27 protein-coding genes are annotated in these 24,905 nt (G+C 70.4%); 13 read left to right on the forward strand and 14 right to left on the reverse strand.

Annotation, left to right across the window (positions count from 1 at the left end; translation table 11 throughout):
- Window positions 1-82: 82 nt before the first annotated feature.
- Window positions 83-592 (reverse strand): ArsI/CadI family heavy metal resistance metalloenzyme, encoded by a 510-nt coding sequence (locus VGZ32_RS02145; protein WP_326884058.1) that lies wholly within the window; start codon window positions 590-592, stop codon window positions 83-85.
- Between the two features lie 80 nt (window positions 593-672).
- Here VGZ32_RS02145 and VGZ32_RS02150 point away from each other — a divergent pair, with 80 nt between their 5' ends.
- The 4 genes from VGZ32_RS02150 to VGZ32_RS02165 all read left to right on the forward strand — a co-directional run bounded on the left by VGZ32_RS02150 (window position 673) and on the right by VGZ32_RS02165 (window position 2,965).
- Entirely contained in the window at window positions 673-1,044 is a 372-nt protein-coding gene (locus VGZ32_RS02150; protein ID WP_349263456.1) for a metalloregulator ArsR/SmtB family transcription factor, read from the forward strand.
- Window positions 1,041-1,808 carry an MIP/aquaporin family protein gene (locus VGZ32_RS02155; protein WP_326884060.1) on the forward strand — a complete coding sequence of 256 codons (768 nt, stop codon included), beginning with the start codon at window positions 1,041-1,043 and terminating at the stop codon, window positions 1,806-1,808. The genes VGZ32_RS02150 and VGZ32_RS02155 overlap by 4 nt, the downstream gene beginning before the upstream one ends.
- Window positions 1,805-2,218 carry an arsenate reductase ArsC gene (locus VGZ32_RS02160; RefSeq protein ID WP_326884061.1) on the forward strand — a complete coding sequence of 138 codons (414 nt, stop codon included), beginning with the start codon at window positions 1,805-1,807 and terminating at the stop codon, window positions 2,216-2,218. Before VGZ32_RS02155 ends, VGZ32_RS02160 begins: the two co-directional genes overlap by 4 nt.
- A gap of 87 nt (window positions 2,219-2,305) precedes the next feature.
- On the forward strand, window positions 2,306-2,965 hold the full coding sequence (locus VGZ32_RS02165; protein ID WP_326884062.1) for a class I SAM-dependent methyltransferase: 660 nt from the start codon (window positions 2,306-2,308) through the stop codon (window positions 2,963-2,965).
- Window positions 2,966-3,050: 85 nt separating this feature from the next.
- Here VGZ32_RS02165 and VGZ32_RS02170 read toward each other — a convergent pair whose 3' ends face one another.
- Window positions 3,051-4,268, reverse strand: a complete 1,218-nt coding sequence (locus tag VGZ32_RS02170; RefSeq protein ID WP_326884063.1) for an ROK family transcriptional regulator — start codon at window positions 4,266-4,268, stop codon at window positions 3,051-3,053.
- A 105-nt stretch (window positions 4,269-4,373) separates the two neighbouring features.
- Between VGZ32_RS02170 and VGZ32_RS02175 the strand changes: the two genes are divergently transcribed.
- The 5 genes from VGZ32_RS02175 (at window position 4,374) to VGZ32_RS02195 (ending at window position 9,409) form a co-directional block, all read left to right on the forward strand.
- Window positions 4,374-5,513 (forward strand): Gfo/Idh/MocA family oxidoreductase, encoded by a 1,140-nt coding sequence (locus tag VGZ32_RS02175; RefSeq protein WP_326884064.1) that lies wholly within the window; start codon window positions 4,374-4,376, stop codon window positions 5,511-5,513.
- 1 nt (window position 5,514) lies between these two features.
- On the forward strand, window positions 5,515-6,435 hold the full coding sequence (locus VGZ32_RS02180; RefSeq protein WP_326884065.1) for a sugar phosphate isomerase/epimerase: 921 nt from the start codon (window positions 5,515-5,517) through the stop codon (window positions 6,433-6,435).
- A gap of 68 nt (window positions 6,436-6,503) precedes the next feature.
- On the forward strand, window positions 6,504-7,247 hold the full coding sequence (locus VGZ32_RS02185) for a sugar phosphate isomerase/epimerase (RefSeq protein ID WP_326884066.1): 744 nt from the start codon (window positions 6,504-6,506) through the stop codon (window positions 7,245-7,247).
- Window positions 7,244-8,377, forward strand: a complete 1,134-nt coding sequence (locus tag VGZ32_RS02190; protein WP_326884068.1) for a Gfo/Idh/MocA family oxidoreductase — start codon at window positions 7,244-7,246, stop codon at window positions 8,375-8,377. Before VGZ32_RS02185 ends, VGZ32_RS02190 begins: the two co-directional genes overlap by 4 nt.
- 222 nt (window positions 8,378-8,599) lie before the next feature.
- Window positions 8,600-9,409, forward strand: a complete 810-nt coding sequence (locus VGZ32_RS02195) for a mechanosensitive ion channel family protein (protein WP_326884069.1) — start codon at window positions 8,600-8,602, stop codon at window positions 9,407-9,409.
- Between the two features lie 123 nt (window positions 9,410-9,532).
- Here the strand turns inward: VGZ32_RS02195 and VGZ32_RS02200 are convergent, their stop codons facing one another.
- Window positions 9,533-9,844 carry a DUF6401 family natural product biosynthesis protein gene (locus VGZ32_RS02200; protein WP_326884070.1) on the reverse strand — a complete coding sequence of 104 codons (312 nt, stop codon included), beginning with the start codon at window positions 9,842-9,844 and terminating at the stop codon, window positions 9,533-9,535.
- Window positions 9,845-10,144: 300 nt separating this feature from the next.
- On the opposite strand from VGZ32_RS02200, the gene ggt reads away from it, so the two are divergent.
- Both ggt and VGZ32_RS02210 read left to right on the forward strand, forming a co-directional pair.
- Window positions 10,145-12,007, forward strand: coding sequence for a gamma-glutamyltransferase (gene ggt, locus VGZ32_RS02205; RefSeq protein WP_349263457.1), 1,863 nt, complete (start codon window positions 10,145-10,147; stop codon window positions 12,005-12,007).
- Window positions 12,008-12,147: 140 nt separating this feature from the next.
- Window positions 12,148-12,591, forward strand: coding sequence for an SRPBCC domain-containing protein (locus VGZ32_RS02210; RefSeq protein WP_326884072.1), 444 nt, complete (start codon window positions 12,148-12,150; stop codon window positions 12,589-12,591).
- A 47-nt stretch (window positions 12,592-12,638) separates the two neighbouring features.
- On the opposite strand, the gene VGZ32_RS02215 is transcribed toward VGZ32_RS02210, so the two are convergent.
- Window positions 12,639-13,079, reverse strand: coding sequence for a helix-turn-helix domain-containing protein (locus tag VGZ32_RS02215; RefSeq protein ID WP_326884073.1), 441 nt, complete (start codon window positions 13,077-13,079; stop codon window positions 12,639-12,641).
- 91 nt (window positions 13,080-13,170) lie between these two features.
- On the opposite strand from VGZ32_RS02215, the gene VGZ32_RS02220 reads away from it, so the two are divergent.
- The gene (locus VGZ32_RS02220; protein ID WP_326884074.1) at window positions 13,171-14,034 is read left to right on the forward strand and encodes an SDR family oxidoreductase; all 864 of its coding nucleotides are present in this window, start codon (window positions 13,171-13,173) and stop codon (window positions 14,032-14,034) included.
- Window positions 14,035-14,128: 94 nt separating this feature from the next.
- Here the strand turns inward: VGZ32_RS02220 and VGZ32_RS02225 are convergent, their stop codons facing one another.
- The 3 genes from VGZ32_RS02225 to VGZ32_RS02235 form a co-directional block, all read right to left on the reverse strand.
- Window positions 14,129-14,605 carry a DUF4231 domain-containing protein gene (locus tag VGZ32_RS02225; RefSeq protein ID WP_326884075.1) on the reverse strand — a complete coding sequence of 159 codons (477 nt, stop codon included), beginning with the start codon at window positions 14,603-14,605 and terminating at the stop codon, window positions 14,129-14,131.
- 74 nt (window positions 14,606-14,679) lie between these two features.
- The gene (locus tag VGZ32_RS02230; RefSeq protein ID WP_326884077.1) at window positions 14,680-14,850 is read right to left on the reverse strand and encodes a hypothetical protein; all 171 of its coding nucleotides are present in this window, start codon (window positions 14,848-14,850) and stop codon (window positions 14,680-14,682) included.
- A gap of 19 nt (window positions 14,851-14,869) precedes the next feature.
- Complete coding sequence (locus VGZ32_RS02235) at window positions 14,870-15,457, reverse strand: TetR/AcrR family transcriptional regulator (protein ID WP_326884078.1); 588 nt, start codon at window positions 15,455-15,457, stop codon at window positions 14,870-14,872.
- Between the two features lie 121 nt (window positions 15,458-15,578).
- On the opposite strand from VGZ32_RS02235, the gene VGZ32_RS02240 reads away from it, so the two are divergent.
- Complete coding sequence (locus VGZ32_RS02240) at window positions 15,579-16,517, forward strand: SDR family NAD(P)-dependent oxidoreductase (RefSeq protein WP_326884079.1); 939 nt, start codon at window positions 15,579-15,581, stop codon at window positions 16,515-16,517.
- A gap of 53 nt (window positions 16,518-16,570) precedes the next feature.
- On the opposite strand, the gene VGZ32_RS02245 is transcribed toward VGZ32_RS02240, so the two are convergent.
- From VGZ32_RS02245 to VGZ32_RS02275, 7 genes are all read right to left on the reverse strand, one after another.
- Entirely contained in the window at window positions 16,571-18,166 is a 1,596-nt protein-coding gene (locus tag VGZ32_RS02245; protein WP_326884080.1) for a HAMP domain-containing sensor histidine kinase, read from the reverse strand.
- Window positions 18,163-18,885: a response regulator transcription factor gene (locus tag VGZ32_RS02250; protein WP_326884081.1), complete on the reverse strand. Its 723-nt coding sequence runs from the start codon at window positions 18,883-18,885 to the stop codon at window positions 18,163-18,165. Before VGZ32_RS02250 ends, VGZ32_RS02245 begins: the two co-directional genes overlap by 4 nt.
- A gap of 124 nt (window positions 18,886-19,009) precedes the next feature.
- Complete coding sequence (locus VGZ32_RS02255) at window positions 19,010-19,747, reverse strand: ABC transporter ATP-binding protein (RefSeq protein WP_326884082.1); 738 nt, start codon at window positions 19,745-19,747, stop codon at window positions 19,010-19,012.
- Window positions 19,748-19,791: 44 nt separating this feature from the next.
- Entirely contained in the window at window positions 19,792-21,261 is a 1,470-nt protein-coding gene (locus tag VGZ32_RS02260; protein WP_326884083.1) for an ABC transporter permease, read from the reverse strand.
- A 202-nt stretch (window positions 21,262-21,463) separates the two neighbouring features.
- Complete coding sequence (locus VGZ32_RS02265; protein WP_326884084.1) at window positions 21,464-23,527, reverse strand: phosphocholine-specific phospholipase C; 2,064 nt, start codon at window positions 23,525-23,527, stop codon at window positions 21,464-21,466.
- 152 nt (window positions 23,528-23,679) lie between these two features.
- Window positions 23,680-24,294, reverse strand: coding sequence for an FMN reductase (locus tag VGZ32_RS02270; protein WP_326884085.1), 615 nt, complete (start codon window positions 24,292-24,294; stop codon window positions 23,680-23,682).
- The coding region (locus VGZ32_RS02275) for an LLM class flavin-dependent oxidoreductase (protein ID WP_326884086.1) at window positions 24,291-24,905 on the reverse strand (615 nt) is incomplete at its 5' end. The genes VGZ32_RS02275 and VGZ32_RS02270, both read right to left, overlap by 4 nt.

The following is a 24,905-nucleotide window of genomic DNA, read 5'->3' on the forward strand; positions in this document are numbered from 1 at the left end:
GCCACTCCCCCAGCCCACCGCCTGCCCGCGCACCGTCGCCGCTAGTCCGTCCGGCTGAACCGGAAGAGCACTCCACGCACCGTCACGCGCAGGCGCACCCCGCATCGGCCTTGGCCTGCTCGACGCTCTGGGCCGGATCCATGGCTGCCTCCGCCGGGGTGCAACATGCGACGGTGCCGCAGCACACGCCTGCCTGGTCGCCCGCCTCGGCGTTGCTGAACGTATCCGCGTCAGCCTTGACCACGTACACCTCCCACGGCTCCTGGCCGGGGCCGGTGACCCAGACCTTGTCCTGCACCGCGTAGCAGCAGGAGGTGTTCTCCTCCTCGAAGGTGGCCAGCCCGGCGGCGCTCAGCCGCGCAGTTGCGTCGGCGACCTGCTCGGTGGACTCGACCTCGACGCCGAGGTGGTCCAGGGCAGTGGGCCCGTCGCCCTCGCCCTCGATCAGCACGAGCTTGAGCGGCGGCTCGAGAAGAGCGAAGTTCGCATAGCCGGGGCGGCGCTTGGCCGGTTCGGCGCCGAACAGCTTGCTGTAGAACGCGATCGAGCCCTCCAGGTCGGTCACCCGAAGGGCCAGCTGGACTCGGGACACAGCAGTCACCTCTCCTGATAGACATCCATCTATGCGCTGAGAGCTTGCCTCCTTGCATCGACGACTGTCAAGATAGACACATGTCGATGAAGGAGCTTCCGGTGCTGCAGGCGCCGGACTGCTGTAGCCCGATGGTGCGCGAGCCGCTCGGCGAGGCTGACGCAAAGGCGCTGGCCGGGATGTTCAAGGCGATGGGCGACCCGGTACGCCTCCGGCTGCTGTCGCTGATCGCGTCGCACGAGGGCGGCGAGGCCTGCGTATGCGACCTGACCGGCGAGTTCGACGTCTCACAGCCGACGATCTCGCATCATCTGCGGGTGCTGCGCGAGGCTGGGCTGATCGACTGCGAGCGGCGCGGCACCTGGGTCTACTACTGGGTGCTGCCCGCCGCGCTGGACCGTCTCGGCTCCCTGCTTTCCACCAGCGCATCCGTCGCGACCGCCTCCTCGTGAACGCCGCGCCGGCCCGCCGCGCCCTCGCCGAAGGGCTGGGTACCGGGCTGCTGGTGACCGTCGTCGTCGGCTCCGGGATCATGGCGCAGCGCCTCTCCCCTCATGACGTCGGCCTGGAGTTGCTGGAGAACTCCATCTCGACGGCGCTCGGCCTGGGCGTGCTGATCCTCATGCTCGGCCCGGTCTCTGGCGCTCACTTCAACCCGGTGGTCACCCTCGCCGACTACGTCCTGGGCCGCAGGTCGGGCACTGGCGTCGACGTGCGCACCGCGGCACTATTCATCCCGGTGCAGATCGCCGGGGGAATCGGCGGGGCGGTGCTGGCGAATCTGATGTTCGCGCTGCCGGCGGCGACCGCCTCCACTCACGCCCGCACCGGCGCTCACTTGTGGCTCGGCGAAGTGGTGGCCACTGCCGGCCTGATCCTGCTGATCTTCTCGCTCGCCCGCACCGGCCGCGGCTCCTCCGGCCCGGCCGCCGTCGGCGCATACATCGGCGCCGCGTACTGGTTCACCAGCTCGACCAGCTTCGCCAACCCCGCGGTGACCATCGCCCGCGCGTTCACCAACACCTTCGCCGGGATCGCCCCGGGCTCGATCGGTGGCTTCATCGCCGCCCAACTAATCGGCGCCCTGATCGGCGTCGGGCTGATCGCGCTGCTTTACCCGCACCTAGCGACCCCAGCCACGCCCTTGGCCGCCGCGGACAACACGACCGACCGCATCGCAACCTCCCCCTCGACGAGTGCAAGGAGCAGATCGTGACCGACAAGCCCAGCGTGCTGTTCGTATGCGTACACAACGCCGGGCGCTCCCAGATGGCCGCCGGGTTCCTGACCCACCTCGCTGCAGGCCGAATCGAGGTGCGCTCGGCTGGCTCTACCCCCGCCACCAAGGTGAACCCGGTCGCGGTAGAGGCGATGGCGGAAGTCGACATCGACATCAGCGCCGAGCTGCCAAAGATCCTCACCGTCGACGCGGTCAAGGCCTCCGACGTGTGCGTGACCATGGGTTGCGGCGACACCTGCCCGGTGTTCCCCGGCAAGCGGTACGTGGACTGGGAACTCGACGACCCCGCCGGGCAACCGCTGGAGAAGGTGCGGCCGATCCGCGACCAGATCGAAGCGCGAGTGCGCGCCCTGATCGACGAACTCCTGCCCTCGGATATGGCGTAATCACCTGGCGGTTGCCCCGATGCCATCGCCGCGCTGGCCAGCCGTCGAGCGCGGTCAGCCTGCTCGCTCGCGTGTGATGATGTCTGGGTGACCGAGGAAGCTCTGGCGGATCAGGTCGACTACTACCGTCGCCGCGCGGACGAATACGACGTGACGGCGTATGGCGATGTCGCGGCGGCCCGCGTCCGTATCGCACGACTCGTGACACAGATGCGGCCGACCGGTCGCGTGTTGGAGATCGCATGCGGGACCGGTCTGTGGACGGCGGCACTCGCAGACCTGGCGGACACGGTCACGGCGATCGACACGGCGCCCGAGGCGGTGGCGATCGCTCGTGATCGGGTGCCGTCGGCGAATGTCGGCTTCGAGGTCGCCGACGTCTTCTCGTGGAACCCGGACGCCCGGTTCGACGTGATCTTCTTCTCGGCGTGGCTTTCGCACGTGCCGACGAACCGGTTCGAGCAGTTCTGGCAGTCGCTGCGGGTTCTGCTGGCCGAGGATGGCCGCGTGTTGTTCATCGACGAACACGTCGACGAATGCGAGAAAGAGACCTACGTCGCGGGCCAGGACGAGATCGTCGAGCGGCAACTGAGCGACGGCAGCACATTCCGCGTGATCAAGAACTTTGTGGATCCGGGCCAGCTGGAACTCCGGCTGCGTCGGCTGGGTTGGGAGTGCACGATTCGCCGGGACGGCAGCGACTGGGTCCGCGGCGAGGCGCGTCTCGCCGGTAGTGGCGGCGGCTGACGCTAACGGCGCGATCCGCGAGGCGGCGAAGCGTCAGCGGACGGACGGACGTGAGCGCGGCAAGCGCGCGCGTCGCCCGACGTGGTCACTCCGGGCGAGTCAGCAGTCTGCCGATGCCTCGGGGGGAGAGCAGGTGGCGGGCGGCCAGGCGGGCGGCGCCTTCGACGCCTGCGCGCTCGCCGAGAGTGGACGTCTCGATCGTCAGGCTTCGGGTCGCCAGGGGCAGGGCTCTGCGATAGATGACGGCGCGGATGTCTGCGAGCAGTTCCTCGTGCAGCTGGGCGAGGCGGCCGCCGAGGACGATCGCGTCTGGGTTGTGGAAGCTCACCAGGGACGCCAGGACCTCTCCGATCTGGCGGCCGGCTTCGCGGACTCGGCGCAGGGCTACCGGGTTGCCCTCCTCCACGAGGCGCACCACGTCCCGTACGCCTTCCGCCTTTAGCCCGGCCTCTTTGAGCGCATTCGCCAGCGCCTTGCCTCCCGCGACCGCTTCGACGCAGCCGCTGTTGCCGCAGTGGCAGAGCACGTCGTCGTGGCCGGGCAGGCGGATGTGGCCGATGTCTCCGGCCGCACCCGACGCGCCGCGGTGGAGCACGCCGCCGGACACGATGCCGCAACCGATGCCGGTACCGACCTTGACGTAGAGCAGATGCTCTCCGTCCCGGCGGTGGCTGTACTCGCCGAACGCCATGATGTTGACGTCGTTATCGACGAGCACGTCAGCGCGATGCAGCTCATGCTTCCGCCCGCGCTCACCCTCACTCTCGGCGAAGAACTCGGGCACTCGGTAGCCGTCCCAGCCGCGCATGATCGGCGGGCGGATGACAGTGCCCGTGGACGCCTCGACCGGGCCGGGCACGCCGATGCTGATCGCCCGCACGTCACGGGACGGCCGCCCGGCCTTCTCCAGCAGCTTGCCGATCAGCTCGTGGACGGCGCCGAGCACGCGCGTCGGGCCGTCGTCGATGTCCAGGTCCCGCGCCTGTTCGGCGAGCGGGCGGCCGTCCAGCGTGGTCACCGCTATCCGGCAGTGCGTCGCGCCGAGGTCCACGGCCGCCACCAGCGCCGCCTCCGGGGCCAGACGCAGGCTCGCCGGCGGACGCCCGCGGCCGACCGGTTCCGGCTCGGTCTCGACCAGCAGTCCGCGCGCGATCAGCAGGTCGACCCGCTGCGCGACCGCCGCCCGGGACAGCCCCGTGGCCTGGGCGAGCGCCCCGCGTCGCGGTGCCGATCCGTCGGCGACGAGGCAGGCCAGCTCGCTGAGCGAGGCCAGCCTCCGCAGTTCGGCTGGTGAGGGGTCCATGCGGGTGCGCGCTCCTTAATTACGACAGAACTTAGCGTAATTCGAGGCATTGCCACCATAAAGAGTTCGGATTAGGGTCCCTAACAATTGAAGGAGAGGGCCGGGATGTCCGAGACGCCGTTGCGAATGGCGATCGCCGGAGCAGGCATGATCGCCCGGGTACACGCCGACGCGGCCCGCCGCGCGGGGGCGGTTGTCGCGGGCGTCTCGGCATCCAGCCCTGGGCGCGCGAAGGCGGCGGCGCAGAGTCTGGGGGCGCGGCGTTCCTTTGACAGCTCTGAAGAGCTTGTGACGAGCGGCGATGTAGACGTCGTGCATGTATGTACGCCAAATGTGTTGCACGGTGCTCTGGTGCGGCTGGCGCTAGGTGCGGGTAAGCACGTGGTCTGCGAGAAGCCGTTGGCGACTACGGCGGCGGAGGCCGAGGAGCTGACGGAGCTGGCTACGCGGGCAGGGCTTGTCGCGGCGGTGCCCTTCGTCTACCGCTACCACCCGATGGCGGCCGAGGCGCGGGCGCGCGTGCTGGGCGGATCCACTGGCCCGGTGCGGCTCATCCACGGCCACTACCTTCAGGACTGGCTGTCCGAGCCGGGCGACATCAACTGGCGGGTGGATCCGGCGGTCGGCGGCGCGTCGCGCGCGTTCGCGGACATCGGTTCGCACTGGTGTGACCTGGTCGAGTGGGTCACCGGGCACCGCATCAGCGAGCTGACGGCGAGCGTGCAGACGGTGCTACCGGAACGGGTGGGCGGGGTGGCGCAGACGTTTTCGGCAAGCCGGGGGACCGACGTAGCCGAGGCGGGGCAGGTGGCGGTGACGACGGAGGACACGGTGCAGGTGCTCTTCCGCACGGACCGCGGGGCGAGTGGAAGCCTTGTGGTCTCCCAGGTCTCCCCCGGCCGCAAGAACCGGCTCTGGTTCGAGGTGGACGGCGCGGCCGCGAGCCTCGCCTTCGATCAGGAGAACCCTGAGTTGTTGTTCGTGGGATCCCGCAATGGGAACGCGGTGCTGCCGCGCGACCCGGCACTGCTCTCCCCCGAGGCGGCGCGGATCAGCACGCTGCCGGCCGGGCACCCCATGGGTTATTACGACTGTTTCGCAGGGCTCGTTGCGGATGTCTACCGGACCGTCGCCGACGGCGGCGAGCAGCGATTCCCGACGTTTGGTGACGCGGCCCGCGCGGCGCGGCTGACTGAGGCCGTGCTGTGTTCCGCACGTACCCGCTCCTGGATCGAGGTGTCCTGACGTGAAACTGGGTTTCCTCACCGCCTGCCTGCCCGGCCTGCCGCTGTCCGAGATCGTGGCGTGGGCGGCGGGACACGGCTACGAGGCGCTGGAAGTGGCCACCTGGCCGTCGACCGGATCGCGCGACTTCGAGGCCAGCCATATCGACGTCACCGCGTTCGGCAAGCAGGAGGCGGAGGAGGTCCGAGCACTGTTCGACCGGCACGGTCTGGAGATCTCCGCGTTCGCGTACTACGAGAACAACCTGCACCCGGACGAGGATCGGCGGCGAGCCATCGCAGAGCACGTGCGCCGCAACGTGGACGCCGCGGCGCTGCTCGGCGTGCCGTACGTGGGCACCTTCATCGGGCGTGATCCGGGCCTGTCGGTGGTCGAGAACATGAAGGTGGCCGAGCGCGTGCTGCCGCCGCTGGTCGAGTACGCGGGCGAGCAGGGCGTGAAGATCATCATCGAGAACTGCGTCATGGAGGGCTGGCACCCGGACGGCTACCCGGGGAACCTCGCCTACTCCCCCGAGCTGTGGGAATGGATGTTCTCCCTCGGCCTCTACCTCAACTACGACCCCTCGCACCTGATCTGGCTCGGCATCGACCCCGTCAAGGCCCTGCGTCCCTACGTGGACCGCATCCCGCACGCCCAGGCCAAGGACGCGCAGCTCGACCTCGAGGCGCGCACGCGCTACGGCTTCTTCGGACGCACGATGGGCCGCCGCTCGCCGTGGGACATCGGCTGGTGGCGGTACCGCGTGCCGGGCCTGGGCGACGTGGACTGGCGGGGCGTGGTGGACACCCTGTACGAGGGCGGATTCACCGGCGTGCTGTCGGTCGAGCACGAGGACCCGGTCTGGGGCGGCGACGAGGCGCGGGTGAAGCTGGGCCTGGAGATCGCGCACCGGACCCTGCGGCCCCTGATCGTCGGGTGAGCGGGAGTCGTTCGGCAAGGGACTCGAAGGCCAAGAAGGACACGCGAGACACGAAGGATCGGTACACCGTGGCACATCCGCTGAGCGTGCAGCTCTACTCAGTCCGGGATCTCATCACCGACGACCGCGACGGCGTGCTGCGCCGCATCGCGCAGATCGGGTACGGCGCCGTCGAACCCTACAACCCGCTCGACGACCCGAAGGGCTTCCGGCGCGTCGCCGAGGATCTCGGCCTCGCCGTCTCCAGCGCCCACGCGATCGCGCTCGTCCGCCAGGAGCCCGGTCCGGTCTTCGAGGCCGCCGCGACCCTGGGCACTGACATGATCATCCTGCCCGCGGGTATCGACGAGAAGGAATTCACCACCCGCGACGGTCTGGCCCGCGCCGCCGATCTGCTCAACCGCCTGGCCGCGCAGGCGGCTGGATTCGGGCTGCGCTTCGGCTACCACAACCACTGGTGGGAGTTCGAGCCGCTGATCGACGGTCGGCACGCGCTCGAGGTCCTTGCCGACCTGACCGCGCCGGAGGTCCTTTTCGAGGTCGACACCTATTGGGCGGCTGTCGGCGGCGCGCGGGTGCCCGACGTGCTCCGTCGGCTCGGTGAAAAGGTGTTCGCGCTGCACGTCAAGGACGGCCCGATGGTCAAGGGCGAGCCGCACACGGCGGTCGGCAAGGGCGCGATGGCGGTGCCCGAGATCCTGGCCGCCAGCCCCGATGCGTGGCGGATCGTGGAGCTGGACAGCTGCGCGACAGACATCTTCGAGGCGTTGGCCGACAGTCGCGCGTACCTGATCGGGCTGGAGTCGACGTGAGCACCGGGGCGGTCGCTGGCGCAGGCGCGGGAAACGGCCCGGTCGGCGTGGCGCTGGTCGGCGCCGGGAACATCAGTGCGCAATATCTCAATAATCTGACTCGCTTCCCGGACGTCCGGGTCCTGGGGATCGCGGATCTGGACGAGACGCGGGCGGTCACGGCGGCGCGCGCGTACGGCGTGCCGGTCGCGGGCGGCCTCGACAGTGTGCTGACGCTGCCCGAGGTGGAGCTCGTGGTGAACCTGACCACCCCGGCCGCGCACGCGGCGGTCGCGGCGGCGGCGCTGTCGGCGGGCAAGCACGTGTACGGGGAGAAGCCGCTCACGCTCGACCCGGCGGAGGGGGAGAAGATCCTCGCCGACGCCGAGGCGCGCGGGCTTCGGGTCGGCAACGCGCCGGACACCTTCCTCGGCGCCGGGATCCAGTCCGCGATCCGCGCCGTGGACGCGGGACTGATCGGCACACCGGTCGCAGCGGCCACGGTGATCCAGGGGCCGGGCCCGGAGTCGTGGCACCCGGGACCCGAGTTCCTGTACCAGCGCGGCGCCGGACCGCTCTTCGACATCGGCCCCTACTATCTGACCGCGCTGGTGTCGCTGCTCGGCCCGATGGCGAAGGTGGCCGCGACGGCGCGCCGGGCCCGGGAGCGGCGGGTGATCGGCTCAGGCCCCAAGGCGGGCACCGAGTTCGCGGTCGAGGTGCCCACCCACGTCACCGCGCTGATCGAGTTCGCCTCCGGCGCCGGCGCGGCGTCCACGTTCAGCTTCGACTCGCCGGTCGCCCGCCGGATGATCGAGATCACCGGGACCGACGCGACGCTTTCCGTCCCGGACCCGAACACCTTCGGCGGTCCGCTGTGCATCCGCGCGGTCGGCGACGAGGACTGGCGCGAACTGCCGGTCGAGGGGACGCAGGCCGGGCGCGGCCTGGGAGTGCTCGAAATGGCGCGGGCGATCCGGGCCGGAGTGCCGCACCGAGCCGCCGGAACGCTGGCGCTGCACGTGCTCGAAGTCATGGCGGCGATCACGGAATCGGCGCGGGAGGGTGCCTTCCGCGCGGTCGGCTCGACGGCAGACAAGGCACCGGTGCTTCCGGTGGACTGGGATCCGTTCGCTGCGACATTGGTCTAAGCGCCGGCGGATTGGGCGGCGCCTCCGGCGAAAGCAGGGCGGAGGGGCGCGGCGGCGTCACCCGTTCTGATGGAGTACCAGCCTCTAATGGAGTATTCGAAGCGATAGTGCCCGGAAAGGACGTGTTACCAAAGGGCTTGTAAGGCGCACAGAGGGCGATCGCTCTCGGCCGTGGCGTGCCGCGCGGTTCCGGGTGCGCCGGCGCGAGGAGGCAGTAGCCGGATGCACCAGCAAGTACTTGCATCGATCAATTTCAGCGGGGGCTTGAGCGACGCGTGGAGCTCGATCGCCCGGTTTGTGCCCAAGCTCGTCGGTTTCCTGGTGATCCTGCTCATCGGCTGGTTCATCTCGAGGCTGATCGCCCGGGCCGTGGACGCCGTGCTGCGACGCATCGGCTTCGAGAAGGTGGCCGAGCGCGGCGGAGTCAGCCGGATGCTGGCCAACAGCAAGTACGACACGACGAGCCTGATCGCGAAGATCGTCTACTACACCCTGCTGCTGATCACGCTGCAGCTCGCCCTCGGCGTCTTCGGCGCCAACCCGGTCAGCACCATGATCGACGGTGTGGTGGCCTGGCTGCCGCGCGGCCTGGTGGCGCTGGCGATCGTCATCGTCGCGGCGGCGATCGCCCGCGTGGTCAAGGACGTGGTGGGCAGCGCTCTCAGCAGCCTGTCGTACGGCAACACGCTGGGCACGATCGCCGCGGTGTTCGTGATGGCGCTCGGCATCATCGCGGCGCTCGGCCAGGCCGGGATCGCCACCGCGATCACCGGTCCGGTGCTGGTGGCGGCGCTGGCCACGGTCGCCGGGGTGATCATCGTCGGCGTGGGCGGCGGTCTGGTGCAGCCGATGCGGCAGCGCTGGGAGCGGATGTTGGACACCGCCGAGAACGAGATGCGCAACGCGTCGTCCAGCATCGGCGCCTACCAGCGGGGCCACTCCGACGCGATGTCCGGGCAGCCGACTACGCCGCAGGTCCAGTCAGGCGGGGGCACGGTCGCCGGACCCGAGCCGGGGATGAGCGGGCGGTAGTTCCTAAGGCCGATCAGGGCAGGCAATAGATCGCGCGGCGGGGCGAAGGGTGTTCCCCGCCGCGCGATCTGCAGCTGGTATCAGGACCCGGTTAACATCGACGAACCGGGACGAGTTGGACGCTCAGGCCGCGTCGAGCCCGTGCTCGCGTATCAGCCAGCAGACCGCAGTCAGGCGCAGGCTGGCGAAGTCGTGCCCGGTCGGCTCGTCCCAGCCGATCTGGCGCAGTGCGTCGGTGAACCCCATGACGTAGTCGGCGAGGGTGGCGCGCAGGCCGTGGTGTCCGCCGACCGCGTCGCGCACCGCGGCGGCGTGCTGGTCGACGGCGGCGACCAGACCGGGCTCGAAGGCCATCTCTGACAGCCGGGGACCGAACCGGTCCACCAGGGCACCGAGCGGGGACGGCTGCCCGGCCGCGTCGTGGAGCTCGTTCATTCGGAACCGATCCTGTGCTTTCCCGCCGTGTGCTGGCGCTGGGGTCGCCGCGCCTCGAAATCGACCGCCCGGTCGCGTCGAAGAGCCAATGTCTGCTGAGGCGCACAACAATACCCGAGCACTCTTCGCATCCGACCGGCTACTGAAGTGCACCGACTCCGGCGCTCGCCGGGGCGGATGGGAAGCCTGAGGCAGCAGATCGGCGTCATCGTGCCCTGATGCTGCCGGACCGCATGATCCGCGGCTGTCGCGGGGAGGTGTCCCGAATCGGGCAACCGCGAACCTGGAGGGTGGCCATCCATGCCTAGAAAGCTGTCCCGCCTCGGGATTTCGATCGTCTGTTGCGGTGCGCTGATTGCTCCCGCGCCCGCGCTCGCGCGCTCCGATGGCGGCAGCCCCGTGCCACCGCCACCCAAGGACGCGGTGGAGACCGGGTACGGCGGCGCTGTCGCGAGTGTCAGCCCTTACGCCACGCAGATCGGCATCGATGTGCTGAAGGACGGGGGCAACGCGGTCGACGCGGCGGTCGCGACCGCCGCAGCGCTCGGCGTGGTCGAGCCGTTCTCTGCCGGGATCGGCGGCGGTGGCTTCTTCGTGTACTACGACGCCCGCACGCACAAGGTGTCGACGATCGACGGCCGGGAGACCGGGCCGCAGGCGTTCACCTCCACCGTCTTCATCGATCCGGCCACCGGTCAGCCGCTGCCGTTCGACCAGGCGGTCAACTCAGGGCTCTCGGTGGGCGTGCCGGGCACCCTCATGACCTGGCAGCAGGCGCTGGACCACTGGGGCACCCGGTCGCTGGCCGACTCGCTGGAGCCGGCCGCCGACCTGGCCGAGCGCGGATTCACCGTCACCGGCGACTTCAATGCCGGGATCGCGACCAACGAGCAGCGGTTCAGCGACATCATCCCCACCGCACAGCTCTATCTGCCCGGCGGCCAGGTCCCCACCCTGGGTTCGGTCTTCCGCAATCCCGACCTCGCCGCGACGTACCAGCTGATCGCGCATCAGGGCATTGGCGCCTTCTACGGCGGCGTGCTCGGCACGGAGATCGCGCAGACCGCGCAGCATCCGCCGGTCTCGCCCTCGTCCGACCGATTCTTCCGCCCCGGCGTGATCACGGCCGCCGACATCGCGGGCTACACCGCGCCACTCACCGCGCCGACCCACGTCTCGTACGACGGCCTGGACGTCTACTCGATGGGGCCGCCCTCCTCCGGCGGCACGACCGTCGGCGAGGCGCTGAACATCCTTGCCGCGCTGGAGAAGTCGGGCTGGAAGTTCTCCGACGCCACCGAGGCCGATCAGGTCGCTTCGCTTCAGGCGTACCTCGAGGCGAGCCGCGTCGCCTTCGCCGACCGCAACCGCTGGGTCGCCGACCCCGCATTCGAGAACGTGCCGACCGCAGGACTGCTCTCCCCCGCCTACGCGGCATCCCGGGCCTGCCTGATCAGCCCGACCTCCACGCTCGTCAGCCCGGTCGCTCCGGGCGATCCGACGCACCCGTCGACGACGTGCACGGCGGCCACGACGCAAACTCCTGATACCGACACCGAAGGGCTGTCCACCACCCACCTCGTGGTCACCGACCGGTGGGGAAACGTGGTCTCCTACACGCTGACCATCGAGCAGACCGGCGGCTCGGCGCTGACCGTGCCGCACCGCGGGTTCCTGCTCAACAACGAGATGACCGACTTCGACTTCACCCCGATCCACCCGCCCGCTCCCGACCCGAACCTGCCCGCCGCCGGAAAGCGCCCGCGGTCCTCGATGGCGCCGACGATCGTGCTGCGCGACGGACGGCCGTTGCTGGCGGTCGGCTCCCCCGGCGGCGCGTCGATCATCACCACCGTGCTGCAGATCCTCTTCAACCGGCTGGATCTCGGGATGAGCCTGCCGCAGGCGATCGCGGCGCCGCGGATCTCGCAGCGCGACAGTTCGACGACCCAGGCGGAGTCCGCGTTCCTCTCGTCGCCGCTCGACCCGGCGCTGACCGGGCTGGGTCAGAGCTTCGTCCCAGCGCCGCCGGTGTTCACCACGGCCCCGGAACTCGGCGCGGCGACCGGGCTCGAGTTCCTGGGCCACGGCGAGGTGTTGGCCGCGGCGGAGCCGACCCGGCGCTTCGGCGGCTCCGCGATGGTGGTGGACCCGGGGCGGTGAGTTGGCTGACGGTCCTTTGGCGACGCCGCTCTGGAGCCGGACCTTAGCGGCGCGACCGACGCTGGATCGCAAGCCGTATCGAAGGGCGGATCGGTCTGGCGGCCACGAGCTGCCAGACCGATCCTGGAACTGGAGGCGCCATGCGCACGATCAGCGCGGATATCGTCATCGAGGCCACTGCCGACCGGGTGTGGGAGACACTGGCCGACTTCCCCCGCTATGTCGAATGGAACCCGTTCATCCGCGAGGCGGTCGGCCGGGCCGTGCCCGGGGAGCGGATCACCGTGCGCATCTTCCGGGACGAGCAGAAGGCGAACACCTTCCGGCCGCGGATCGTGGTCGCGGCGCCGGGCCGGGAACTGCGCTGGCTTGGGCATCTCCTGGTGCCCGGCGTCTTCGACGGCGAGCACTCCTTTGAACTCACGCCCGTCGACGGCGGCACGCGGGTCGTGCAGAGCGAGCGGTTCTCCGGCGCGCTCGTTCCGCTCATGGGCAAGGTGATCGAGGACACGGTTGACCGCTTCCGCGCCCTGAACCGGGCTTTGAAGCGGCGCGTCGAGGCCGAGGCCGTCCTGCACGCCTAGCAGGTTCCGCCCGCCTGCCGGTTGGAGGGGCTCGACGTTCAGCGCCGCTATGTGCGGGCCGCCGTCGCAGAGACGGCGACCTGCCGCTTTTCCCGGTCGTAGCGCTCCTGGGCCGCCCGCACCGCCGGCAATTCCTCCTCGACCAGGTCGACCAACGCTCGAAGCTTCGCTCCGACCCGCTCTCCCAGGGGCGTCAGGCTGTACTCCACCCGCGGCGGGATCGTCGCCTGCACGTCACGGTGCACCAGACCGTCCCGCTCGAGCGCCTGGAGCGTTTGGGAAAGCATCTTCTCGCTGACCCCCTGCACCCGGCGACGCAGCGCGTTGAACCGGTAGGCGCCCTCGGTCAGCGCGACGAGCGCGAGCGTGCCCCACCGCCCGGCGACGTTGTCGAGGATCTCGCGGGACGGGCAGGCGCCGGCGAAGACGTCGGCGGCCAGTTCGTCCATCTCCGTCTCTGCGGCGCAAGTGGGTGCTGTGCGGTCCATGCCCACAGTGTACTCCTTGCGAAAGTACCGACGAGCATGATAGTGCTAGCTCTCGACATAGTACTTTCGAAAAGTTAGTGTAGGAGAGCTCATGAGCACCTTCGCCGTCACCGGAGCGACCGGCAAGCTCGGCCATCTCGTCATCGACAGCCTCATCGCGCGCGACGTTCCCGCAGACTCGGTCGTCGCAGCGGTGCGCAACCCGGACAAGGCGCAGGACCTTGCTGCGCGCGGTATCCAGGTGCGAGAGGCCGACTACTCCGACCCGCAGAGCCTGCGTGCCGCCTTCGCGGGGGTGTCGAAGCTGTTGCTGATCTCCGGAAGCGAGGTGGGTCAGCGACTGCCGCAGCACCGCAACGCCATCGAGGCCGCAGTCGCCGCGGGCGTCGGCTTCATCGCCTACACCAGCATCCTGAATGCCGACACGACCACGATGATCCTCGCCGAGGAGCACAAGGCCACCGAGGAGCTCATCCGCGCCTCCGGGCTGCCCTACGCGCTCCTGCGCAATGGCTGGTACCTCGAGAACTACACCGAGCACCTGGCCCCAGTCCTCGAGCACGGTGCGCTGCTCGGCGCCTCCGGGGACGGACGGGTCGCGGCGGCCGCCCGCGCCGACTACGCCAAGGCCGCCGCGGCGGTCCTCACCGCGGACAGTCACCGGGACAGCGTGTTCGAACTCGCCGGCGACCAGCCGTTCACGATGGCCGAGCTGACGGCCGAGGTCTCGGTGCACGCCGACCGGCCGGTCGAGTACCGCGACCTCCCGGTCGCGCAGTACGCCGAGGCGCTGGTCGCGGCCGGGCTGCCGGAGGGCTACGCGAACGTCCTGGCGGACTCCAGCCTCGGCATCGCGCGCGGCGAGCTGGCCAACGACAGCGGCGATCTGCGGCGGCTGATCGGCGGGCCGACCGCGTCGCTCGCCGAAGCCGTCGCCGCCTCGTTCAAGGGTTGAGCCGCACAGCGCGAGCCAGTCGGTTCGACGTGCGTGAAGGCCGTTCGAGGTGAGTCCGGGCAGGCAGTGAGCCCGGGTAGGCAGTCTGAGTCGGTCAGGCCGGCTTCCGCTGCGCGAGCGTGGCGGGAGAACCGGCTTGATTGGTCAGGCGCTGCTCGGTCCACGACCGGCTCTCCGCTGTCATGACCTCGATCGTGCGGTCGAGCAGCGCCCGGCGTGCGACGGCGTCGCGCTCCTCCATCGCGAGCAGTTGATAGCCGGTCACGGCCTGCTGAAGCGCGAGCCACGCGACGCTGGTGCTCACCCACCGCTCGTTGGGGTTGAAGACCTGGCGGAAGCCGGTGAGGAACAGAGTCACCGCGGCCAGCGATGCCGTGGCCACGGCCGGCGCGCGCAGCGCCGACACGATCACCGTCGACGCGGTGCTGAGGAGGATCAGCAATTCGCTGGCGTAGTGGCTGCGCCGGGCGCGCGCTTTGGCACGCTCATACCAGGACAGCTGGTGCAGGGCGTAGGCCAGTGCGGGATCGTCGTTCTCCCCGGGCTGGAGGGAAAGGGCGCTGGTCGGCATGGCCCTCAGTGTTCACGATCCGCACGGTCTCCGGATAGTCGTCTTCTGATGAACCGCTGTCGGGGTGGTTGCGCTTACCTGCCGGGCCGCTGGTACAGCTCGACGCGGTCCCCGGACAGGCTGGACGTGACCAGCCGGGTCAGGTCATCGGCGATCACCTCGGAGGCGTCCGCCGCCACCCCGTCGAGGGCCTGCTCCGCCGCGGCGCGCGGGTCCGACTTCGGGCTGTCGATGGGGGCGGCCATGTCGGTGTCCGTGTATGGATCAGCCGGCGTCGGCCCGGTATCGCAGTCCGTCCAGGAGAAGGTCCAGCAAGCGGCCCGCCTGCTCTCGGCGGGCCGGTTCTCCGGCGGAGAGCGATATGCCACTCAGGCCGGCGAGCACGTCGTAGGAGTCGACGTCGGAACGCAGGATTCCGGCATCGGCCCCGGCTGCGAGAAACAGCGAGATGGCGGCGGTGAGACGGTCCCGGCTCTCGGAGAAGGGGTTTCCGCCGGAAGCGATCACGGCGCGCAGAGCCTCGGCCATGCCCTGCTTGGTCGCCATGTAGTCGATGAAACGGTTCATCCAGGCGCGCAGGGCCCGGTCGGCGGGCAGCTCGCGCAGCAGGTCGGCAGCGGAGTCGCAGAGCCTGGCCAGTTCGCTGCGATAGGCGGCCTCGACGAGCGCTTCGCGGGTGGGGAAGTGCCGGTAGAGGGTGCCGATGCCGACGCCCGCCTCCTTGGCGATCGACTCCAGCGGGATCTCCGGGCCGCCCTGGGAGAACGCGCGCACGGCGACCTCGAGCAACTTGTCGCGGTTGCGTTGCGCGTCAGCGCGCAGCGGTCGCCCGCCGCCTGCCGGGTCCGGCATCGTGTCCGTCCTTCCTCTCGCGCCCCTCGCGCGCTTGCTAAACGGAGGAGTCTCCGTTTATAGTCGGCCGTATCGGAGGTTCCTCCGTTTAATAGTACCGGCGACTCCGGGACGGAACACCATGCCCGAACTCATCACCACTCCATTCACCGCCGCATCCACCGCCGCCGAGGTCATCGCGGGGATCGACCTGACCGGCCGCCGCGCCGTCGTGACCGGCGGCGCCTCCGGGATCGGCGTCGAGACCGCCCGCGCGCTGGCCGGGGCGGGCGCCGAGGTGACACTCGCGGTCCGCAACGCCGAGGCCGGTCAGCGCACCGCCGACGAGATCGCCGCGACGACCGGCAGCAAGCAGGTCCGGGTCGAGCCGCTCGACCTGGCCGACCTGGCGTCGGTCACCGCGTTCACCGGCCGCTGGGACGGCCCGCTGGACATCCTGGTGAACAACGCCGGGATCATGGCCTCACCGCTGAGCCGCACGGCGCGCGGTTGGGAGCTCCAGTTCGCCACCAACCACCTCGGCCACTTCCTGCTGGCGACCGGCCTGCACTCGTCGCTGGCCGCAGCTGGCGGCGCGCGCGTGGTGTCCGTCAGCTCCGTGGCGCACCTGCGCTCAGGCATCGACTTCGACGACATCCACTTCGAACGGCGCGAGTACGACCCCTGGATCGCCTACGGCCAGTCGAAGACGGCGAACGTACTGTTCGCGGTCGAGGCGACCAAGCGCTGGGCGGACGACGGCATCACGGTCAATGCTCTGATGCCGGGCGCGATCCGGACCAACCTGCAGCGGTACGTCTCCGACGAGGAACTGCAGCAGATGCGCGCCCAGGCGGGCAGCAGCGGCGTGGTGTGGAAGACGCCTGAGCAGGGCGCCGCGACATCCGTCCTGGTCGCCACCTCGCCGCTGCTCGAGGGCGTCGGCGGACGGTACTTCGAGGACTGCAACGAGGCCGGGCCGAACCAGCCGGGCACCCGTCGCGGTGTCGCGGCGTGGGCGCTCGACCCCGAGGCCGCCGCCCGGCTCTGGGATGTCTCGGTTCAATCCCTGGCCGGTTGAGAAGCAGGATCGCTGCGGCACAGCGCGGGCAGGTCGGTCAGGCTCCTTAATCCCTATGCCTGGCAGACCTGCCCGCTGTGGTCGAGCGGCACGGTAAGCCGGGCGATGGTTCCGGTGCGCGCCGTCCGGTCGCTGCCGCCGGCTCCCGCGACTCCGGCGTTCTCCAGCGAGACCGATCCGCCGACCTGCGCCACGTACTGGGCGACGATCGCCAGTCCGAGCCCCGATCCCGGCAGCGCGCGGGCCGAGGCTGAGCGCCAGAACCGGTCGAACACCCGCGGCAGGTCCTCGGCGGCGATCCCAGGACCCTGATCCTGAATCACACAGGCTCCGGCGGACAGCCGAAGCGTGACCCGCCCGTCCGGCGGGGAGAACTTCACCGCGTTGTCCAGCAGGTTCAGCACCGCGCGCTCCAGGCTGCCGGAGTCCGCGAGCACATAGCAGGGCTCGAGTTCGGTGTCGATGCGCACCCACGGGGCGCGCCGCCGGGCCCGCTCCACCGCCTGCGCCGCCGCCTCGTGGAACGCGGTGCGGACACGGGGCGGGGCGGCGGACTCCTGGCTGCGGGCGAGCCGCAGCAGATCGTTCACCAGCTGGGCCAGCTCGCCGACCTGCGCGTCCGCGTTGGCGAGCAGGGTGCGCCGATGTGCCGGGCTCAGCTCGCGGCCGGTCCGCTCGCTGCGCACCAGCAGGTCGACCGCCGTGCGCAGACCGGTCAGCGGGGTGCGCAGCTCGTGCCCGGCGTCCGAGACCAGGCGCCGCTGGCGCTGCCGCTCCGACTCCAGCGCCTCGGTCATGTCGTTGAAGGACACCCCGAGCCGGGCGATCTCGTCCCGGCCGGAGACCTCGACCCGCGTGCCGAGGTCGTCGGTGCGGGCGACGTGCTCGACCACCTCGGTGAACCGCCGGACCGGACGCAGCGCCGCCCGGGCGACCCAGATGCCGGCCAAAACGGCGGCGACAAGCCCCGCCGCGGCGACCATGCCGAGCCGCCAGGCGAGTGCACCGAGCGAGCTGTCCACGTCGGTGAGAGGCCTGATGTAGGTGACCGCGACGCCGGGCCCGGCCTGGACGGTCAGAACACGGACATGCTGGCCGCCGTCGGTGTACTCGGTATGCAAAGTGCTGTTCAAGGTGCCTTGGGCTACCTCGATGTCCGCTGCGGTGACCGGGGTGGCGTAGAACGGAGTCGCGCACCGGGTACCGTCCGACTTCACCAGCTGGGTGCCGAACTGCGGGCGCACAACGGGATTGTCGCTGGGCACCGGGCTCTGCACACAGTCCGCCGTGCTGACGACGGTTCCGTCCAACGGCAACGCGCCGGCGAACTCGGGCCCCGGCTGCTGCGCCGTGGTCGTGCCGCTCAGGCTGCCGCCCCCGACCGTGACGCCGGGGGTGAGCCCGCCGCCGGTCCCCGCGGCGACCTGTCCCTGGCCGATCTGGATGAACTTGGGCGCCTGCTGGGCCTGGGTGGCCAGCTCCGCGTCGACCTCCTGGTGCAACTGCCCGCTGACCAGCAGGTACGAGCTGAGCGCGGCGGCGATCGCGGCCAGCCCGATCGCGCCGCAGACCAGCGAGGCGAGCCGGGTGCGCAGGGAGAGCCGGATGCGCACGGCCGCCCCGGCGTTCGCCGTGATCCGCCGGATCACGGCGCGCTCCGCAGCACGTAGCCGACGCCGCGCACGGTCTGGATCAGCCGCGGTTCGTCGTCTGATTCGGTCTTCCGCCGCAGGTACATCACGTACACGTCGATCGGGTTGGAGGCCGGGCTGAAATCGACGCCCCAGATGGCTCTGATGAGCTGCTCGCGGGTGAGCACCTGGCGCGGGTGGTTCAGGAACGTCTCGAGCAGGTCGTACTCGGTGCGGGTCAGCTCCAACAGACGCGGGCCGCGCCAGACCTCGTGGGTGATCCGGTCCATGGTCAGGTCCGCGTAGACCAGCCGGTCGCGCTCGCCCGGCATCGCCGCCGTGGACGCCGCCGACGCCAGCAGCGCGTGCCGGCGCAGCAGGGCCCTGATCCTGGCGAGCAAGGCGTCGAAGTCGAACGGCTTGGTCAGGTAGTCGTCCGCGCCGGTGTCGAGGCCGACGACCTGGTCGCCGGTGGCGTTGCGGGCGGTGAGCATGAGGATCGGGGTGGCCGGGTCGCGGGCGCGCAGGCGGCGGCAGGCGGTCAGGCCGTCCATCCGCGGCATCATCACGTCCATGATCACCAGGTCCGGGGCGGCCGCGCCGACCTGCGCCAGCGCGGCCACCCCGTCCTCGGCCACCGCGACCGAATAGCCCTCGAACTCCAGACCGATCCTCAGGTTCTCGCGCACCGTGGGTTCGTCGTCGACGACCAGGATGCGCCCGGGGCTCGCGGGCATGGTCCGCACTCTCCTTCCGTCGCGGTGGGGCTCACTTCCGGCTCGCTGCGATGTCGTGAACCTGCCTCGTGCTCATGAAAAGCACCTGAGAACCAAGAGCAGCCTGAGAAAGTCCGCGGGCACGCTAGGCCGGCGCGCCCGCTTCCGCCCCCGTCCCCGCGTCGGCGCCCGCACCCGATCGCGGTGCGGACTCCTTCCGCATGCTCAGCTCCCCGTGGTATATCCAGGCGACCCGGGGCACCCGCTTCGCGATCGCGGAGTCGTGCGTGACGATCACCACCGTCAGCGAGCGCTCCCGCCACAGCCGCTCGATCAGGTCCATGATCTCGTCGCGGGTGTCCTCGTCGAGGTTGCCGGTCGGCTCGTCCGCGAGGATCACCCGCGGCTGCTTGACCAACGCGCGGGCGAGCGCGACCCGCTGCTGCTCGCCGCCGGACAACTCCCCCGGCACGTGCCGGGCCCGCGGCGCCAGCCCCACGTCGGCCAGCGCCTCGGCGGCACGGCGCCGCCGCTGGTCCGCCGAGACGCCGAGCGGGACGAGCGCCGCCTCCACGTTCTCCCGCGCGGTCAGCGTCGGGATCAGGTTGAAGGTCTGGAACACGAACCCGATCTCGGCGGCCCTGATCCGGGTGAGCCCCCGCTCGCTCATCCGGGTCAGGTCGCCCCCGCCGAGCCGCAGCGATCCGGAGGTCGGCCGGTCCAGCCCGCCCAGCAGTTGCAGCAGGGTGGACTTCCCGTGGCCGGTCGGCCCCTGGATCGCCAGCAGGTCGCCGTCCGCGATGGTCGCGGTGACGCCGCGCAACGCCTCGACGGACTGCGACCCGCGCCGATAGGTCTTCGTCAGATCCTTGATCTCGTACACCGTGTTCTCCTCGGTCCTGGTCTGCGCGTGGTGGGGCGGGCGGGTCAGGCGATCCGGCGCAGCGCGGCGGCGGGGCGCAGCGACGCGGCCCGCCAGCCGCCGAAGGCCGCCGCGAGCAGGCCGCCAAGGGCGGCGAGCAGCACCGCGAGGACCAGGGTGCGGATCTCCACCGGCGCGGTCAGGTGCACCGTGATGCTCTGCGTGAGTCCCGGAACCCCACCGCTGCCGCCGGTTGGCGGCCCTTGCGCGCCGCTGACCGGGCCGCTGAGCGACTCCGGCTGCCCTCCCCCGCCCTGCGGCACGTCGCCGGTGGTCGCGGTCAGCGTCGGGGCGAAGTGCGCCACCATCGCGGAGCCCGCGTAGCCGAGCCCGATCCCCAGCGCCCCGCCCGCCAGGCCGACGACGATCGCCTCGCCCGCGACCTGCCGCACGACGCGGGGCGAGGCCCAGCCCAGCGCCTTGAGCGTGCCGAATTCGCGCACCCGGCGCCCGACGGCCGACATCGTGAACAGCACGGCCACCGCGAACGCCGCCACCAGCACCGCGATGGCGAGCCACTTGCCCAGGTTGTCGGCCAGCGACGCGGCGCTGGCCAGCGAGCCGGTCACCGACCCCGCCAGGCTCGCGGACGAGGTCACCGTCGCGCCCGGGACGGCCTTCTGGATCTCGTTCTGCACCTGGGAGATATCCGCCGCGCTGGCGGCCTTGACGTAGATCGTCGTCACGTCGTTCGCGTCAGAAGCCAGGACCTGCAGCTTCGCCAGTGGCAGATAGATGTTCGCGCCGCCGGACCCGGAGGGGGTGGTCGCGATGCCCACGACGGTGAAGGTCGTGCCCGCGACCGTGAACGTCGATCCGACCTTGAGCCCCTGCTGCGAGGCATATCCGGAGTCGAGCACGGCCGAGGTCTTGTTCGCGTCGGCCGCGGTGAGATTGCGGCCCGAGGTGATGGTGACCGTCGAGAGCGGCCCCATGCCGCTGCGCGTGGGATCGACGCCGAGCAGGCTCGTCGGCTGGACGCCCACGTTCGCGCCGGCGGTCGGGGCGGTGATGCCGGGCCCGACGCCGGGCGTGAGGCCCGAGACGCCGCCGCTGCCCTGCGACTCGGTCACCGTCCCACTGAACTTGATATCGAGCGCTGACAGACTCGCCGAGACTGACTGCACCCCGGCCAGGTGCGCGATCCGGCTCAGCGCGGACGAAGCGATCGTGCCCTGACCGGGCGCCGGCAGGACGTTGTCGGTGTTCGTGGTCGCGCTCTTGCCCGCGCCGCCGGTGCCGTTGAGCTTGAACATGCGCGGCGCGTTGCTCCCGTCCGCAGCGTTCTGCGTGATGGTCAGGTCGGTGCCGACGCCGTAAAGCGAATGAAGCACCGAGGACTGCGCATTTCGCACCCCGGACGACGCGGCGGTGACCGTGATCACCAAGCCGATCGCCAGCGCCAGCCCGACCATGACGACGATCGCCTGGCGCGATCTCCGTCTCAGTTCCCGGAAGAGGTAGGTGAAGAACATCCGGACTCCCCTGCGTCGCGTCGGTGGACCCGGGCGCGCGGTCCGGCGCCCGAGACGACGCTCGAGCCCGGCGATGAGGGATTCGTGTCAGGCGGATGAGAGAACGATGAGGGCGCCCGCTCCCCAGGCGAAGGGGATCGGGCGCCCTGTATCGGTCTTTTGGGTCGGTCTTTTGGGGGCCGGTCTCTTGGGGCGAGTGGCGTTACCAGGCGCCGATCGCCGGGTCGCTCGTGCTCGGCTTGCCGTTCTCGACATGCCCGGCGACCTGGCGGACGAAGGACGAGTCCTGGTCGCTGGTCACGGTCAGGTCGTACCAGCCGTTGGTTGGGTGCAGGTGGGCGTTGTGCGTCGCGCTGCTGCCAGGCCGCAGGTAGTGCGTGTCCGGCTTGTCGATGCCGTATCCGTCGGTGACGGTGAGCCGCACCGGAGCGGTCCCGTTGTTGGTCAGGGTGAGCTGGACCCGCTCCTCGTCGCCGACCTGGGCCGTGGCGACCTCGACTCCGGCCGTCGCGGCCTTGCCCTCGAAGCGCCGCAGGAAGCCGTTCGGGCCGTGCACGACGAAGGCGTAAGCACCCTGACTGTCCGCGGCCACATCCCAGGTGTCGGACAGCGACTTGCCGGACTCGACGGTGTAGGTCCACGGCCCCGCCGCGTGCGTCGTCGAGGTGACGAAGAACGCCGCACCGGCCTGGCCGGGGTTGGTGAAGTCGATCTGGAGGTTGCCGCCCCAGACGGCTGCGTCGGCGGCCAGGTTGTAGGGCAGCGGCCGGGCGTATCGCACACCGGACTCCTGCGCGGGCAGTTCCGGGTTCGCCGGGGGCGTCGGCACGTAGCTGGGGTGGCGGTTCTGGTCCGGCGGGAAGTAGCCGGCGGTGCTCGGCAGGGCGGGGAACCCGGTCTCAGTGTCGGAGAAGTCGAAGGCCGCGGTCAGGTCGCCGCACACGACCCGGCGCCAGGGCGCGATGTTCGGCTCGAACACGCCGAACCGCCGCTCCATGAACCGGATGATCGAGGTGTGGTCGAACACCTCGGAGCACACCCAGCCGCCCTTGCTCCACGGCGAGACCACGAGCATCGGGACCCGCAGGCCGAGTCCATACGGGCCGGAGACGTACGTGTCGCCGGCCGGCGCCTGGAAGTCCTCGTCGAAGGTGCTGACCGTGGACAGTCCCTGGGCCCGCGAGGTGGGCGCGAAGGCCGGCACCACGTGGTCGAAGAAGCCGTCGTTCTCGTCGTAGGTGATGAAGAGGGCTGTCTTGCTCCACACGTCCGGGTTCGCGGTCAGCGCGTCGAGCACCTGGGAGACGTACCAGGCCCCGTAGTTGGCCGGCCAGTTCGGGTGCTCGGTGAAGGCCTCGGGGGCCACGATCCAGGAGATCTGCGGCAGGTTCCCGGACGCGACGTCGGCCTTGAGGACGTCGAAGAAGCCCTGGCCGCCCTTGGCGTTCGTGCCGGTGCGCGCCTTGTCGTACAGCGGGTTGCCGGGCGCGGCATTCTGGTACTGGTGGAAGTAAAGCAGGGAGTTGTCGCCGTAGTTGCCGATGTAGGCGTCGCTGGTCCAGCCCCACGAGCCGGGGCCGTCGAGGCCGTCGCCCGCGTCCTGGTAGATCTTCCAGGAGACCCCGGAGGCCTCGAGCCGCTCGGGGTAGGTGGTCCACCCGTATCCGAGCTCTTCGTTGCCGAGCACCGGGCCGCCGCCCTGGCCGTCGTTGCCGACGTAGCCGGTCCACATGTAATAGCGGTTGGGATCGGTCGGGCCGAGCATCGAGCAGTGGTAGTCGTCGCAGATGGTGAACGCGTCGGCCAGCGCATAGTGGAACGGGATGTCCTGGCGGTTGAGGTGCGCCATCGTGGTCGAGCCCTTCGCGGGCACCCACTGGTCGTACTTGCCGTTGTTCCAGGCGGCGTGGCCGGTGTTCCAGTCGTGCGGGAGGTCCTGGATGAACTGCAGGCCGAGGTCGGCCGCGTCGGGGTGGAACGGCAGGATGTCCTTCGTACCGTCCGACTGGTGCCACACGGACTTGCCGCTGGCCAGCGTGACCGGATGCGGGTCGCCGAAGCCGCGCACCCCGCGCAGTGTGCCGAAGTAGTGGTCGAACGAGCGGTTCTCCTGCATGAGGACGACGATGTGCTCGATGTCGTCCAAGCTGCCGGTGCGCCGGTTCGCCGGGATGGCGGCGGCCCGGGCGATGCTCGCGGAGAGCATCGAGGCGGTGACCGCGCCCCCGGTCAGCTGAACGAATCTGCGGCGGTTTACGGAAGTCACGGAAGACCCCTCTCCAGATGTCCTCGGGCGTGGCGAGACCCGGCGGGACAGTCTCACCACGGGGACCGGGCGCTCAGGAGGCGCGACGGCGACGCAAAGGGGAATGGTCCGTTAACGGCGTTGCCGCAGTGTCATCCGCGCTGCACGAACGCTCATCCAGCGAGCAGACGCTCAAAGGGGACGGGCTCCGCATAGGGGTCGAATCGCCGGGCCGGCTCGCGCGCCGCGACCAGCTCGGCCAGCTCCCCGCCAGCGCGAGCGATTCGGTGCACCAAGTCTTCGGCGCCCGTACCTCCGGCGCCCCAGTCCTCCGTCGCGGCGTACACGGCAGTCGGCACGGTGACCGCACGCAGGTGGCTGAACATCGGCCGCAGGGCGTGCTCGAGGGCCAGCGAATGGCGCGGCGTGCCGCCGGTCGCGGCGACCAGGACCGGCTTCCCGGCCAGGATGTCCGGCTCGAGGATGTCGAAGAACATCTTGAACAGTCCGCTGTACGAGGCGTTGAAGATCGGGCTGACCACGACGAGGCCGTCAGCGTCGGCGACCTCGTCGATCAGGGCGCGCAGTCCGCCGGTCGGCACGGCCGTCAGCAGGGCGTTGGTGATGTCGTGCGCGTGGTCGCGCAGTTCGACGGCGCTCGCCTCGGCCGCCACGCCGCGCTCGCCCAACGCCCGCGACGCGGCCTCCAGCAGCCGATCGGTCAGCAGCCGCGTCGCAGAGGGCTGCCCCATGCCCGCCGAGATTCCGACCAGATGGCGCGTGCTCACTTCGCCGCCTCCAGCTTGGCCGCGTCCAGGAATGCCTTTCCGGCGCGCAGCGATTCGTGTGTCGGGGCGTCCGGAACATGCGCGGGCCGCTTCGCGTCGAGTTCCTTGCGCAGGACGGGCACGACCTCCTCGCCGAGGAAGTCCAACTGCTCGAGCGCGGTCTTCAGGGGCAGCCCGGCGTGGTCGACAAGGAACAGCTGGCGCTGGTAGTCGCCGAAGTGTTCGCGGAAGGTCAGGGTCTTGTCGATGACCTCCTGGGGGCTGCCGACGGTGAGCGGGGTCTCGCGCATGAACTCCTCGAGCGACGGGCCGTGGCCGTAGACCGGGGCGTTGTCGAAGTAGGGCCGGAACTCGCGCACCGCGTCCTGGGAGTTCTTGCGGATGAACACCTGCCCGCCGAGGCCGACGATCGCCTGGTCCGCGGAGCCGTGCCCGTAGTGCTCGAAGCGCCGGCGGTAGAGGCCGATCAGCCGGACGAAGTGCTCCTTCGGCCAGAAGATGTGGTTGGCGAAGAAGCCGTCGCCGTAGTACGCGGCCTGCTCGGCGATCTCGGGGCTGCGGATCGAGCCGTGCCAGACGAAGGGCGGGACGCCGTCGAGCGGGCGCGGGGT

This window comes from Actinocrinis sp., from assembly GCF_035938995.1.
GTDB lineage: Bacteria > Actinomycetota > Actinomycetes > Streptomycetales > Catenulisporaceae > DASZGI01.